This is a genomic window from Nocardioides sp. 503 (assembly GCF_004522095.1).
Lineage (GTDB): Bacteria > Actinomycetota > Actinomycetes > Propionibacteriales > Nocardioidaceae > Nocardioides.
In genome coordinates this window covers 105,092-119,018 of sequence record NZ_SPUI01000002.1, presented here as the reverse complement: position 1 = coordinate 119,018, position 13,927 = coordinate 105,092, and the positions used below count along the sequence as shown (strand labels likewise).

Below are 13,927 nucleotides of genomic sequence, written 5' to 3'. Positions count from 1 at the left end.
CCGAAACCGTCGTCCGGCCACGCGGACCCGTCGCCACCAGCGGGTTTGGACCGGGCCCGGGAGTGGGAGGACTTACTCATCAGCACGAAGGAGAACCCCATGACCACTCTCGATGCCGTCGGCACGGCCCTGCTGGAGCGTCTGGCCAGCCAGGAGCGGCCCGGCCTGTTCGACGACGTACCCCCGGCGACCGGCTCCGACCGCCACGACCGCGTGACGCTCGTGGTGGACGCGGCGCGCCGCGTCGTCAAGGTCACCGTCACCGACCCCACCGCCCTGCGCCGACCCGACGACCTCGTGGCGGCCGTCAAGGAGGCGTTCGCCACCGCCGACGGCAACCGCGCCCTCGCCTCCCTGGAGAAGAACGGCCTCGCCGAGGAGTACCTCGCCCGCGCCGACGACCTCCTCGCCGGCCGCGCCAGGGCCGAGGCCCCGCCCCGCCCGGACGTGAGCCGCGAGGCGCTCGCGGCCCGCCGCGCCGCCCGGAGCTCCGAGCCGGCGCCGACGCGGCCGCCGGTCCCCGTGACCTCCGAGAACGGCTACGTCACCGCGCTACGCGGTGCGGACGGTCGTCTGATGCGGCTGGAGGCGGATGCCGAGTGGCTCTCCGCCGCCCGCCCCGAACACCTCGAACGCGCCCTCGAGCAGGCGCTCCACTTCGGATCGGAGAGCTGACATGACGTTGAAGGCAAGCCTGGAGGACCTGGCGGAGGCCGCGGCCGGATGGGACGGCGTGAGCGCCGAGGTCAGCACGGCCTCGAAGGAGCTGTTCAACGGCAGCGGCCAGGGCTTCCAGTTCGGCTGGTTCGCCCAGCGTGCGGGCATCGACAGCCAGCACGACCAGTTCATCAGCAGCATGATCTCGGCCATGTCCAACGGGGTCTACCAGCTGCACTGCATGGCTGAGGCCCTGCGACACACGGCCAAGGACTTCGGCGCCACGGACGCCTCGGTCGCCGACGAGTTCCACAACCCCGACGGGACGCCGACATGACCACCTACGACTACTACCAGGACTACAACGACGACGTCGACACCAAGATCCAGGAGCTCAGCGACAAGATCGAGGAGGGCGTCCAGAAGGTCATCGACACCTTCAACGACACCATCGGGTCGAGCAACTGGGCCTGGATCTCGCCCGGGCTGAAGATCGCCTACAACATGGCGAAGGACAAGATCGAGGAGGAGATCGAGCACCTCTGGAACGAGTTCACCAAGTTCTGCGAGGACATGTGGGCCAAGGTCGAGGAGATGACCGGCAACCCGTTCCACCTGATGGACATGAACGCCTCCTACCTCAAGGCCGCCGGCCGGATCCGCGACGAGAAGATGGTCGTCGACAGCCTCCTGGCCGAGGTCACGAAGACCTGGTCGGGCGACGCGTTCATCTCCTACCGCGACGCCGCGACCCGCCAGAAGAACGCCATCAACGCCGTCGACACGGGTCTCGTCAGCGCCGCCACCGCCTGCGCCGAGGGCGCCAAGGAGCTCCGCGAGGTCTGGCGGATCATGGTCGACGTCCTGCTGGACGTCGTCAACGCGATCCTCGACGCCATCAAGGACGGCACGGACGCCGGCCAGTGGGTCACCTTCGACGCCGGCCCGGCCATCAAGGTCATCGGCAAGATCGTGACCGCGGCGCTGGACCTGTGGAACCGGCTCGACGCCTACTTCGACTCCAACGTGACCGTCAAGCTCAGCATGTGGCGCAACCTCAACGAGGGGCTGGACGGCCTCAACGCCAACAACGACTGGCCCGTCCTGTCGAGCAGGTACACCGACGAGATGAACGACAAGGGCAAGTGGACGCACACCTGACGCGCGCGCACCACGCCTGCGGCGGCTAGCCCGCCAGCGCGGCGTAGCCGGGCTTGATGACCTCGTCGATGATGGCGAGCCGCTCGTCGAAGGGCAGGAAGGCCGACTTCATCGCGTTGATGGTGAACCACCGCAGGTCGGTGAGCGTGTAGCCGAAGGCCTCAGCCAGCGAGTGCATCTCGGCGGTCATCGAGGTCTGGCTCATCAACCGGTTGTCGGTGTTGACCGTGACCCGGAAGCGCAGGTCGGTCAGCAGCCCGATCGGGTGCTCCGCGATCGACGTCGCGGCCCCGGTCTGCACGTTGGAGGCGGGACACATCTCCAGCGGGATCCGCATGTCGCGCACGTACGCCGCCAGCCGGCCGAGCGTGACCGTGCCGTCGTCGGCGACGGTGATGTCGTCGACGATGCGGACGCCGTGGCCGAGCCGGTCGGCCCCGCACCACTGGATGGCCTGCCAGATCGAGGGCAGCCCGAAGGCCTCCCCGGCGTGGATCGTGAAGTGCGAGCTCTCGCGCTGGAGGTACTCGAAGGCGTCGAGGTGGCGGGTCGGCGGGTAGCCCGCCTCGGCGCCGGCGATGTCGAAGCCGGCCACGCCCCGGTCGCGCCACGCGACCGACAGCTCGGCGATCTCCATGGAGCGCGCCTGGTGTCGCATGGCCGTCAGCAGCTGCCGGACGACGATGCGGCCGCCGGCGGCCTCCGTGGCCTGCTCGAAGCCCTCCTGGACCGCCGCGACCACCTCGTCCAGCGTCAGCCCCTGGGTCACGTGCTGCTCGGGGGCGTAGCGGACCTCGGCGTAGACGACCCCGTCGGCGACGAGGTCCTCGACGCACTCGCGTGCCACGCGGGTCAGCGCCGGCCCGGTCTGCATGACGGCGACGGTGTGGTCGAAGGTCTCCAGGTAGCGCACCAGCGAGCCGGAGTCGGCCGCCTCGGCGAACCACCGTCCGAGGCTCTCGGCATCGCCGGCGGGCAGCTCGTGGTGGACCTCGTCCGCGAGCTCGATGATGGTCGCCGGGCGCAGCCCGCCGTCGAGGTGGTCGTGCAGCAGGACCTTGGGAGCCTGTCGGACCTGGTCGCGCGTGGGGACGGTAGGTTCCGGGTCGGTGACGCTCATCAGGTCATCCAACCACCACCCGTCGTACGACCCGGCCCGCAGGAGGTCCAGGATGCGCGTGTTCACGACCCTCGAGGAGATCGCCGCCGCCGCCGGCGAGGAGCTCGGCACGAGCGAGTGGGTGACGATCGACCAGGAGCGCGTCGACCGGTTCGCCGACGCGACCGGGGACCACCAGTGGATCCACGTCGACGTCGAGCGGGCCACGGCGGGACCGTTCGGCGGCACGGTCGCCCACGGCTACCTCACGCTCTCGCTGATCCCGTGGCTCGGCAGCCAGGTGTTCGGGCTGGACACGCCCGGCGCCAAGCTCAACTACGGGCTCAACAAGGTGCGCTTCCCGAGCCCGGTGCTCGTCGGCCAGCGGGTCAACCTCACGGTCACGCTCGGCGACGTCGTCGACCTGCCCGCGGGCAAGCAGCTGACCATGAAGCACGTCATCGCCATCGAGGGCGGCGCCAAGCCGGCCTGCGTGGCCGAGTCGATCGTGCTGCTGCTCAGCTGATCCGGTCGATGACCAGCGGTGCGGCGTCGTACGACGTCGCGTCGCCGATGTCGTAGCCGCCCTCCAGCGAGGCGAGCGCCCGCTCGAAGCGCTGGGGCTCGTCGGTGAGCAGCGTGAACAGCGGCTCGCCGGCCCTGACCGTGTCCCCCGGACGGGCGTGCCACACGACGCCGGCCCCGGCCTGCACCGGGTCCTCCTTGCGCGCGCGGCCCGCGCCCAGCCGCCAGGCGGCGAGGCCGACCGCCATCGCGTCGAGCCGGGTGAGCGTGCCGGAGGACGGCGCGGTCACGACGTGGGACTCACGGGCGACCGGGAGCGGCGCGTCGGGGTCGCCGTCCTGGGCCCGGACCATCGCCTTCCAGGCGTCCATCGCGGAGCCGTCGGCCAGCCGGTCGGCGGGGTCCACGTCGTCGCGCCCGGCGCCGGCGAGCATCTCGCGGGCCAGGGCGAGGGTCAGCTCGACCACGTCGGCGGGCCCGCCGCCGGCGAGCACCTCCACGGACTCGGCCACCTCGACGGCGTTGCCGGCGGTCAGCCCCAGCGGGGTGCTCATGTCGGTCAGCAGCGCGACGGTGCGCACCCCGGCGTCGGTGCCGAGCCCGACCATCACCTCGGCCAGCTCGCGGGCCCGCTCGAGGTCCTTCATGAAGGCGCCGGTGCCGACCTTGACGTCGAGGACCAGCGCGCCGGTGCCCTCGGCGATCTTCTTGCTCATGATCGAGGAGGCGATCAGCGGGATCGCCTCGACCGTGCCGGTGACGTCGCGCAGCGCGTAGAGCTTCTTGTCCGCCGGCGCCAGACCGTCGCCGGCGGCGCAGATGACGGCACCGACCGACTCGAGCTGGGCGAGCATCTCCTCGTTGGACAGCGCCGCGCGCCAGCCCGGGATGGACTCCAGCTTGTCGAGCGTGCCGCCGGTGTGGCCCAGCCCGCGACCGGAGAGCTGCGGCACGGCCACGCCGCAGGCGGCGACCAGGGGCGCCAGCGGCAGCGTGATCTTGTCGCCCACCCCCCCGGTGGAGTGCTTGTCGGCGGTCGGGCGCGACAGCGCAGAGAAGTCCATCCGCTCCCCCGAGGCGATCATCGCCGCGGTCCAGCGGGCGATCTCGCGCCGCTCCATGCCGTTGAGCAGGATCGCCATGGCCAGCGACGACATCTGCTCGTCGGCCACCTCGCCCCGCGTGTAGGCGTCGATCACCCAGTCGATCTGGCTGTCGCTCAGCTCGCCGTGGTCCCGCTTGGCGAGGATGACCTCGACCGCATCGTGCTTGCTCATGTCGTACCTCCGACCTGCACCCTATGGAAGCCGCGCAGCACGAAGGTCCCCCGGCTCTCCGGTTCGCCCACCAGCACGAGGTCCGGGTGGGCCTCCCACAGCGCCGCCACCGACTCGGCGAGCTCCATGCGGGCCAGCGGCGCCCCGAGGCAGAAGTGCACGCCGACGCCGAAGGCGAGGTGCGGGTTCTTCTCGCGCGAGACGTCGAAGTCGTCGGCGCGCTCGAAGACGGCGGGGTCGCGGTTGGCCGCGCCCAGGAGGGCGGCGATGCGCTGACCCCTCTCGACCACGACGTCGCCGACCTGCACGTCCTCGGTGGCGGTGCGCTCGAAGAGCTGGAGCGCGGAGTCGAAGCGCAGCATCTCCTCCACCGTCGCGGGCACGTCGTGCCCGGGGCGCAGGCCCCGGCGCAGCATCGCCACGAGGCCGTTGCCGAAGACGTTGACCGACGCCTCGTGCCCGGCGTTGAGCAGCAGCACCACCGCCGCGACGACCTCGTCCTCGGTGAGCTCGGTGGCGGCCAGGTCGGTGACCAGGTCGTCGGCCGGGTGTGCGCGCCGGTGGGCGACGAGGTCGCGGACCAGCGCCGCGAAGTCGGTGGCCGCCGCGACCGCGGCGGCGACGACCTCCTCGGAGGGGTCGGCCTCGTACATCCGCACGATGGCCTGGGACCAGTCGCGCAGCTCGTGGACGTGGGAGGCGGGGACGCCCAGCAGCTCGCAGATCACCAGCACGGGCAGGGGCTCGGCGTACTGGCCGATGACGTCGAAGGGGCCGTCGTGGGTCTCGGCCAGCAAGGAGGCGGCCAGCTCGCGCACCCGGGGGCGCAGCCGCTCGACGTGGCCGCGGGCGAACGCCGAGGCGACCGGGCGGCGCAGCCGCGTGTGGTCGGGCGGCTCGTTCTCCATCATCTGGTTGCGGTGCAGCAGGTTGAACGGCTCGAGGTAGTCGAGCGGCTCCTTGTCCTGCCAGAGCCGGCCCAGGCGCCGGTCGCGCTGCACGGCGCCGACGGTCGCGTGGGCGAACGTCAGGTAGCGCTGCGAGGCCTCGTGCCAGGCGACGCCGTGGCGCGCCCGCTCCTCGGCGAAGAACGGGTACGGGTCGGCGACGACCTCGGGCAGGCTCAGGTCAAGCGAGGTCGTCGGGACCGAACGCATCCGGCAGCACCTCGTCCATCCCCTTGATCCCGGACACCGTCCAGCACAGCAGCGAGGCGCCGCCGTTCTCCCAGAGCAGCTGGCGACAGCGGCCGCACGGCATGATCACCTCGCCGGAGCCGTTGACGCAGACGAAGTGCGTGAGACGCCCGCCTCCGGTCAGGTGCAGCTGGGAGACCAGCCCGCACTCCGCGCAGAGCGCCACGCCGTAGGCGGCGTTCTCGACGTTGCACCCCACGACGGTCCGCCCGTCCTCGACGCGGGCCGCGGCCCCGACGGCATAGTGGGAGTAGGGCGCGTAGGCGTGACCCATGGCCTCGACCGCCAGGGCGCGCAGGCCCTCCCAGTCGAACCCCGGGTCTCTCTCGGAGCCGGTCACCTGCGTCACTAGCCCGCGCTCCCCTTGCGGTAGATCTGCCCGTCGGCCGCCGGCATCCGCAGCCGTTGGGAGGCGAAGGCCAGCACGACCAGCGTGATGACGTACGGCGTGAGGGCGGTGAAGTCGCCCGGCACGGTGTCGATCGCGAAGTACAGCGCGCCCACCAGCGCACCGACGCCGATGATGACCGCGCCGCTCACCGACAGGCCCTGGCGCAGCTGCCAGATGCCCAGGAACAGCGCGAGGACGGCGACCGCGAGCAGCAGGGCGTGCACCGACGTGCCGCCCTGGCGCAGGCCGAGGGTCTCGGTGTAGCCGAACAGCCCCGACCCGGCGAGCAGGCCGCTCGGTCGCCAGTTGCCGAAGATCATCGCCGCGAGGCCGATGTAGCCACGGCCTCCGGTCTGGCCGTCGCGGTAGTTGCTGGAGGCCACCATCGCCAGGACCCCGCCCGCGAGGCCCGCCAGGGCGCCCGAGACGAGCACGGCGGAGAACTTGTAGCGCAGGACCCTCACGCCGAGCGACTCGGCCGCCGCCGGGCTCTCGCCGACCGAGCGCAGCCGCAGGCCGAAGGACGTGCGCCACAGGACGTACCAGGTCACGACCAGCAGCAGGAAGGACAGCACGACGAGCAGGGAGAGGTTGGTGCACAGGGCGCGCAGGACCGCGGCGAGGTCGGACACGAAGAAGACGTGCTTGTCCTCCACGTCCTTCAGCGCGTCGCTCAGTGGCCCGATCGTGATCGTCTGGACGTCGGGGATCTTGGGCGACTGCGTCTGTCCTCCGCCCTTGAGCCCGACGAAGGTCAGCGACGCGAGGTACTGCACCGCGCCGAGCGCGATGATGTTGATGGCGACGCCGGAGATGATGTGGTCGACGCCGAAGATGACGGTCGCCACGGCGTGCACGAGACCACCGATCATGCCCATCAGGATCGCGCCGGCGACGCCGGCCCAGGCGCCGTGGTGGTAGCCGAAGTAGCCGGCCCCCCAGGTGCCGAGGATCATCATGCCCTCGAGGCCGATGTTGACCACGCCGGCCCGCTCGGACCACAGCCCGCCGAGGCCGGCCAGCATGATCGGGACGATCGCGATCAGGGTCGCCATGATGGTGCCGGACGACGTCAGGTCGTTGGCGCCGGTGATGACGCGCAGCAGCGAGAGCAGCAGCAGGGCACCGAGCAGCCCGATCAGGACCCAGTAGCGGGGCAGCTTGCGGCGGGGCTTGGTGACGGTCGGCTCGACCGCACCGGTCGCGGTGGCGGGGACGCTCATGCGGAGACCTCCCGGTCGTCGGCGGGGTGCTCTGCGGGGTGGTCGGCCAGGGCTCGCGCCACCTCACGCTGCTCGAGACGGATGCCGTAGCGGCGGACGAGCTCGTAGGACACCACCACGGTCAGGACGATCACGCCCTGGGTGATGGCGACGATGTCGGGCGAGACCCCCACCAGGATCTGCAGCGGGTTGGACTGCTCGTCGAGGAAGGCGAAGAGGAGGGCGCCGACCGCGATGCCGATCGGGTTGTTGCGGCCCAGGAGGGCGATCGCGATGCCCGCGAAGCCCAGGCCGGACTGGAACGTCGAGCCGTAGGCGTAGGAGTCGCCGAACAGGATCGGCAGGCCGACCAGACCGGCCACGCCGCCCGAGATGAGCATGGCGATGACCGTCATCTTCTTCACGCTGATGCCGCTGGCCACCGCGGCCGTCGTGGACTGGCCGGTGGCGCGCAGGTCGAAGCCGAACCGCGTCTTGTTGAGCACGAACCAGAACAGGAAGCCGGCCAGCGCCGCGATCACGATGAAGCCGTAGATCTCCGACGTCGGCCCGTCCCCGATGGAGATGTTGGGGATCCGGCTGCCCTCGGGGATCTCCTTCGTGCCGATGTCGTTGCTCCCGGCCTCGCGGACCGCGACCTTGCGCAGGAGGTAGGCGACCAGCCCGGTGGCGATCGCGTTGAGCATGATCGTGGAGATCACCTCGCTCACGCCGCGGGTCGCGCGCAGCACGCCGGCGATCCCGGCCCACATCGCGCCGACGGCCATGGCGCAGACGATGGCGAAGGCGGTGTTGAGGTAGCCCGGGAGCCAGGCCTCACCCGCGACGACGGCGGCGGTGAACGCCGCCACGCGGTACTGGCCGTCGACGCCGATGTTGAAGAGGTTCATCCGGAAGCCGAACGCCACGGCCAGCCCGGAGAGGTAGAGCACGGTGGCGTTCTTGATGATGTTGGCGAGGTTGCGCTCCTCGGGCCACGACAGGATCGTGCTCCACACGTCGCCGGCGGGGTCGCCGGCGGCGACGAGCACCAGGCTGGTGATCGCGAAGGCGGCGACCAGCGCGAGGACGGGAGCCGCAAGGCCGAGCAGGAAGCGGATGACGCGGGCGCTGGTCATGCCTCGGGTCCCGCCCCGGTCATGGCCGAGCCGAGCTGCTGCGGCGTCACCGACGCCGGGTCGAAGGTCCCGACCATGCGGCCGCGCAGGATCACCTCGATGCGGTCCGACAGCCCGATGAGCTCATCGAGGTCGGCGGAGATCAGCAGCACCGCGAGTCCTTCCCGTCGGGCGTTCTTGATGTGGGTCCAGATGGCCGCCTGGGCGCCGACATCGACCCCGCGGGTGGGATGGGCGGCGATCAGCAGCACCGGCTCGCTGCTCATCTCGCGGCCGACGATCAGCTTCTGCTGGTTGCCGCCGGAGAGCGCGCGGGCGAGCACGTCGGGGCCGGGCGTGCGGACGTCGTACTCGGCGATGATGCGCTCGGTGTCGGCCCGGGCCGCGCGCTTGTCGATCAGCCCGTGCCTGCTGCTGGGCGGGCGCCCCTGGTGACCCAGGACGCGGTTCTCCCAGAGCGGGGAGTCCAGGAGCAGGCCGTGGCGGTGCCGGTCCTCGGGGATGTAGCCCACGCCGCCCTCGCGGCGCTCCCGGGTGGACTCGTGGGTGATGTCGCGCCCGTCCAGCGAGATCGTGCCGGTCGTGCCCGGGCGCATCCCCATGATCGCCTCGACGAGCTCGGCCTGGCCGTTGCCCTCGACGCCGGCGATCCCGAGGACCTCGCCCCGGTGGATGTCGAAGGTGATGTCGTCGAGCAGGGCCCGCCCGGTCGGGACCGGCAGGCCGAGGTGCTGCACGGACAGCAGCACGTGGTCGGTCACCGTGGAGGTCTCGGTGCTCGGCGAGGGCAGCTCGGAGCCGACCATGAGCTCGGCGAGGTCGCGCGCGGAGACGCCCTGGGGGTCCACCGTCGCCACGGTGGTGCCGCGGCGGATGACGGTGATCTCGTCGGCGACGGAGAGCACCTCGTCGAGCTTGTGGGAGATGAAGATGACGCAGAGGCCCTCGGCCTTGAGCTCGCGCAGGTTGCCGAAGAGCTCGTCGACCTCGTGCGGGACCAGGACGGCGGTCGGCTCGTCCAGGATCACGATCTGGGCGCCGCGGTAGAGGACCTTGAGGATCTCGACCCGCTGGCGGGCACCGACGCCGAGGTCCTCGACCAGCCGGTCGGGGTCGATGTCGAGGCCGTACTGCTCGGAGATCCGGCGGATCTGGGCGCGCGCACCCCCGCCGATCCCGTGAAGCCGCTCGGCCCCGAGGACGGTGTTCTCCAGGACGGTCAGGTTGTCGGCCAGCATGAAGTGCTGGAAGACCATGCCGACGCCGGCCTTGATGGCGTCGGCCGGCGAGTGCAGCGCCACCTGGGCGCCGTTGATCTCGATGGTGCCCGAGTCGGGCGGCTGCACGCCGTAGAGGATCTTCATCAGCGTGGACTTGCCCGCGCCGTTCTCACCGACGATCGCGTGGATCGTCCCGCGGCTGACGTCGATGTTGACGTCGTCGTTGGCGATCACGCCGGGGAACCGCTTGCCGATGCCCCGCAGCCGGACCGCGGGAGGAGCGTCGCCGCTCGGAGGTGTTTCCAGGGACGGAGCTGGGCTGGACACGCGGCGTGACCTCCTCGGTCGAACTGCGGGAGAGGCTACCGGGTGGCCTCGGGACGTGAAATGACGAGGCCGCAGACGCACTAGGCGCCTGCGGCCCCGTCGAGGGTGTCACCTCATCGACATGAGGACGACCAGGGACCGATCACGGAGTGGTCGGGACCTCGATCTCGCCGTCGATGATCTGCTGCTTGTAGCCGTCGAGCTGCTCGGCGATGTCGTCGACCTTGCCACCGCTGGTGGAGTAGCCCACGCCGTCGGCCTTGAGGTCGTAGCGGGTGACACCGGCGGGCACCTTGCCGTCGACGACGCCCGCGAGGTACTCGTGCACCGCGACGTTCACGTTCTTGAGCATCGAGGTGATGATGACGTCCTGCACCGACGGGTCGGCGGTGTTGTACTGGTCGGAGTCGACCCCGATCGCCATGCCCTTGGCCTCCGAGGCGGCCTCGAAGACACCACCACCGGAGCCACCGGCGGCGTGGTAGACGACGTCGGCGCCGTTGTCGAACATGCCCTGGGCGGCGGTCTTGCCCTTGGCCGGGTCGGCGAAGCCGGAGAAGTCCGGGATCTGCGTGAGGTAGGTCGACTCGACCTTGGTGCCGGGCTTGGCCGCCTCGACACCCGCCTTGTAGCCGGCCTCGAACTTCTGGATCAGCGGGGTCTCGACGCCGCCGATGAAGCCGACCGTGCCGGTCTTGGTCTTGAGGGCGGCAGCCGCGCCGACCAGGAAGGAGCCCTGCTCCTCGCTGAAGACCAGGCTGGCGACGTTCGGGACGTCGGCGAGGCTCTCGTCGTCGATGATCGCGAAGTTGGTGTCGGGGTACTCGGCCGCGACCTTGCCGACCGAGGCGGCGTAGGCGAAGCCCACCGCGATGACCGGGTTGTAGCCGGCGTCGGCGAAGGTGCGCAGGCGCTCCTCGCGAGCCGTCTCGGCCTCGCCGTCCTCGGCCTCCGACTCCTGGGCCTCGATGCCGAACTCCTTGGCCGCCTCGTCGAGGCCGGCTGCTGCGGAGTCGTTGAACGACTGGTCGCCGCGGCCACCCACGTCGTAGGCCATGCCGACCTTGATGTCGGACTTGGGGGCGTCGCTTCCGCCGTCGTCCTTGGCGTCGTTGTCGCTGTCCCCGCCACAAGCGGCGAGGGTCAGGATGCCGGCGGTCAGAACTGCCGCGAGCTTCATGCTGCGTCGCAAGACGCCTCCTTGATGTTCGGGTGATTGCCCGGAAGATCGAGCGTGGAACCAGACCAGCACCTTAGGCCCTCCAGTCGGCGGGCGTGCCAGCGTGACGAAGTTGTTACCTACCTGCGACGCCCAGGGCCTGCAGCGCGGTCGCGGCGAGGAGCTTGGAGCCGATGGCCACGGACCGCTCGTCGACGCGCAGGTTGCCTTGGTGCAGGTCGTACGTCGCACCACCAGGCGTGCGCGTGCCGAGGCGCATCATGGCGCCGGGGACCCGGTCGAGGTACCAGCCGAAGTCCTCCCCGCCGAGGCTCTGCGGCACGCCGACGCGCGCGTCCGGACCGAGCATGTCGTGCACGGCCGCGGCGAGGATCTCGTTGGAGCGGGCCTCGTTGACCACGGGCGGAACGCCCTGCTGGTAGTCGAGGGTGGCCGTCACGCCGTAGGGGCGGACGATGTCGATCACGGCCTCGCGGATGATCGTCTCGCACTCGCTCCACGCGACGGCGTCGAGGATCCGCACGGTGCCGCCCACGATGCCGTGGTCGGGGATGACGTTGGGGGCCGAGCCGGCCTGGACCATGCCCCACACGACGCTGACGCCGGCGCGCGGGTCCATGCGGCGGCTCAGCACCGCCGGCAGCTCGGTGGTGACCTTCGCCAGCGCGAAGGTGAGGTCCCCCGTGAGGTGGGGGCGCGAGGTGTGCCCGCCGGTCCCTTGCAGGCGGACCTCGATCCGGTCGGCCGCGCTGGTCAGGGGCCCGGTCCGCAGGCCCACCTGCCCGACGTCGACGCCCGGGTCGCAGTGCAGCGCGAAGACGCGCTCCACGCCGGAGATCGCGCCCTGGGCGATCAGGTCGATCGCCCCACCGGGCATGACCTCCTCGGCGGGCTGGAACAGCAGGCGCACCCGCCCCGGGAGCGCGCCCCGGTCGGCGACCTCGCCCAGCGCGAGCGCGGCCCCGGTGAGGGCGACGGTGTGCACGTCGTGGCCGCAGGCGTGCGCGACGCCCGGCACGGTGCTGGCCCAGGGGTCGCCCGTGACGTCCTTGACCGGCAGGGCGTCCATGTCGGCCCGCAGGGCGACCACCCGGTCGCCCTGGCCGATCTCGGCGACCAGTCCGGTGCGCGCCAGCCGGGTCACCCGCCATCCGGCGGCCTCCACCTTGGCGGCCACGAGGTCGGTGGTGCGGGTCTCCGCCCACGACAGCTCCGGGTGGGCGTGCAGGTCGCGGCGCATCTCGACCAGCTCGGCGTCGTACTTGTCGACGACGGTCGCGATCAGGGTCGAGGGCTCCAGTGACATAGGAGAACGAATCTACCCGTCTCCGGAGTGTCGGCGACGTCCGAGTCCAGCGAGAGCCCTCGTCGCTATCTCCGGATCCGGACGACCTGGCCGCTCGGGACGTCGCCGGGCTCCCCGGAGAGCCCGGTGAGGACGTGGGTGGTCGCGTAGACGACGCCCCTGCGCAGCTCGACGTCGCCGACCATCGGCGCCGAGGCGAACGTCGTGACCCGACGCGTGCCCCTGCGGACCTTCGCCACCCGGTCGCGGAACAGCTCGGCGACGTACAGGTCGCCGTTGGGTGCCACGTCGACGCCCGTGGCGCTGACCAGGCCGCGCGCCACCTTGACGGTCCGGCCCGTGCGCGGGTCCACCCGGAAGACGCCGGCGACCGGCCCCGTGCTGCCGTCCTCGGGGCCGCCTGGCAGCGAGGAGACGTAGAGCCGTCCGTCGGGGCCGAGCTCGACGTCGGTGGGCACCGGCTCGAGGTGGTAGACGGCGCCCACGGTGCACTCGGGCAGCTCGAGGGCGGTCGCCATCGCGGGGGTGACCTCCACGGGGACAGGCGGCAGCACCGCCACGGTGCTGACCCGACCCCGCGGGCCGACGCGCAGGACCGTGTTGCCCGCCGCGTCGGCGACGTACGTCGTGCGCCCGGAGATCTCGGTGGCGTAGGGGTGGGCCTCCACGACCCCGCGGTAGCGGAACGGGTAGCCCTGCGGCACCGAGCAGCCGGCCGGCACCGTGCGCAGTCCGTAGCGGACGCGCCGGTCGGGGTTGCGCCGCGTCTCGAACCTGCCGAGGTCCGCGACGGTGCGCGCCCGGCCCTTCGTGCCGAGCGCCTTGAGGAAGGCGCCGCGCCCCTCGGGCAGGGTGGTGGCGAAGCGGACCGCCCCGCGCTGCTCCGACACGGCGCCGACCTCGACGCCGCGGCCGGCCTGGAACACGACCCGGGGCCGGCGCCCCGGAGCCTTGGTCAGCAGCGCCCCCTTGAAGCTCTCGGCGTAGTAGATGCCTCCGCCTCGCGTCACGGCGAGGCTGAGCGGGCTCAGCAGGCCCTTCGCGAGGACGGTCGTGGCGGGCCTGGCGGGGTCCTCTGCCTGCACGGGGGCACCGGCCAGGGCCGTGCCGAGCAGGGCCGTCGCGGCGACGGCGGACAGGAGTGTGCGGTACATCGGTGCTGCCTCCCGGCGGGTTCGTGGTCGTCTGCGCCGATCCTGTGCCGGGCCGCGGCCCGGCCGCAGGGGGCACGAGTCCTCGATCCGCCG

General features: G+C 71.5%; 14 protein-coding genes. 4 read left to right on the top strand and 10 right to left on the bottom strand.

Annotated elements, in window-relative coordinates:
• The first annotated feature begins 99 nt into the window (after positions 1-99).
• The 3 genes from E4622_RS01535 to E4622_RS01525 are packed head-to-tail and all read left to right on the top strand — an operon-like array spanning position 100 to position 1,818.
• Positions 100-675, top strand: coding sequence for a hypothetical protein (locus E4622_RS01535; protein WP_134738337.1), 576 nt, complete (start codon positions 100-102; stop codon positions 673-675).
• Between the two features lies 1 nt (position 676).
• Positions 677-994, top strand: a complete 318-nt coding sequence (locus E4622_RS01530) for a hypothetical protein (RefSeq protein WP_134738336.1) — start codon at positions 677-679, stop codon at positions 992-994.
• Positions 991-1,818 carry a hypothetical protein gene (locus E4622_RS01525; protein WP_134738335.1) on the top strand — a complete coding sequence of 276 codons (828 nt, stop codon included), beginning with the start codon at positions 991-993 and terminating at the stop codon, positions 1,816-1,818. The genes E4622_RS01530 and E4622_RS01525 overlap by 4 nt, the downstream gene beginning before the upstream one ends.
• A 25-nt stretch (positions 1,819-1,843) precedes the next feature.
• Here E4622_RS01525 and E4622_RS01520 read toward each other — a convergent pair whose 3' ends face one another.
• Entirely contained in the window at positions 1,844-2,938 is a 1,095-nt protein-coding gene (locus E4622_RS01520) for an adenosine deaminase (protein WP_134738334.1), read from the bottom strand.
• Positions 2,939-2,990: 52 nt separating this feature from the next.
• Between E4622_RS01520 and E4622_RS01515 the strand changes: the two genes are divergently transcribed.
• Positions 2,991-3,443, top strand: a complete 453-nt coding sequence (locus E4622_RS01515; RefSeq protein ID WP_134738333.1) for a MaoC family dehydratase — start codon at positions 2,991-2,993, stop codon at positions 3,441-3,443.
• On the opposite strand, the gene E4622_RS01510 is transcribed toward E4622_RS01515, so the two are convergent.
• The 9 genes from E4622_RS01510 to E4622_RS01470 all read right to left on the bottom strand — a co-directional run bounded on the left by E4622_RS01510 (position 3,436) and on the right by E4622_RS01470 (position 13,834).
• A complete protein-coding gene (locus E4622_RS01510; protein WP_134738332.1) occupies positions 3,436-4,719 on the bottom strand; it encodes a thymidine phosphorylase in 1,284 nt (427 codons plus the stop codon). The two genes, E4622_RS01515 and E4622_RS01510, sit on opposite strands and share 8 nt — an antisense overlap.
• Positions 4,716-5,876 carry a cytochrome P450 gene (locus tag E4622_RS01505; RefSeq protein WP_134738331.1) on the bottom strand — a complete coding sequence of 387 codons (1,161 nt, stop codon included), beginning with the start codon at positions 5,874-5,876 and terminating at the stop codon, positions 4,716-4,718. Before E4622_RS01505 ends, E4622_RS01510 begins: the two co-directional genes overlap by 4 nt.
• The gene (locus E4622_RS01500; RefSeq protein ID WP_280633744.1) at positions 5,848-6,213 is read right to left on the bottom strand and encodes a cytidine deaminase; all 366 of its coding nucleotides are present in this window, start codon (positions 6,211-6,213) and stop codon (positions 5,848-5,850) included. Before E4622_RS01500 ends, E4622_RS01505 begins: the two co-directional genes overlap by 29 nt.
• 50 nt (positions 6,214-6,263) lie before the next feature.
• Positions 6,264-7,529 carry an ABC transporter permease gene (locus E4622_RS01495; RefSeq protein ID WP_134738330.1) on the bottom strand — a complete coding sequence of 422 codons (1,266 nt, stop codon included), beginning with the start codon at positions 7,527-7,529 and terminating at the stop codon, positions 6,264-6,266.
• Positions 7,526-8,647 (bottom strand): ABC transporter permease, encoded by a 1,122-nt coding sequence (locus E4622_RS01490; protein WP_134738329.1) that lies wholly within the window; start codon positions 8,645-8,647, stop codon positions 7,526-7,528. Before E4622_RS01490 ends, E4622_RS01495 begins: the two co-directional genes overlap by 4 nt.
• Positions 8,644-10,194, bottom strand: coding sequence for an ABC transporter ATP-binding protein (locus tag E4622_RS01485; protein WP_245155834.1), 1,551 nt, complete (start codon positions 10,192-10,194; stop codon positions 8,644-8,646). The genes E4622_RS01490 and E4622_RS01485 overlap by 4 nt, the downstream gene beginning before the upstream one ends.
• A 142-nt stretch (positions 10,195-10,336) precedes the next feature.
• Entirely contained in the window at positions 10,337-11,386 is a 1,050-nt protein-coding gene (locus E4622_RS01480) for a BMP family ABC transporter substrate-binding protein (protein WP_134738328.1), read from the bottom strand.
• Between the two features lie 103 nt (positions 11,387-11,489).
• Entirely contained in the window at positions 11,490-12,680 is a 1,191-nt protein-coding gene (locus E4622_RS01475) for an amidohydrolase (protein ID WP_134738327.1), read from the bottom strand.
• A gap of 65 nt (positions 12,681-12,745) precedes the next feature.
• Positions 12,746-13,834, bottom strand: coding sequence for a ScyD/ScyE family protein (locus E4622_RS01470; RefSeq protein ID WP_134738326.1), 1,089 nt, complete (start codon positions 13,832-13,834; stop codon positions 12,746-12,748).
• Positions 13,835-13,927 lie beyond the last annotated feature (93 nt).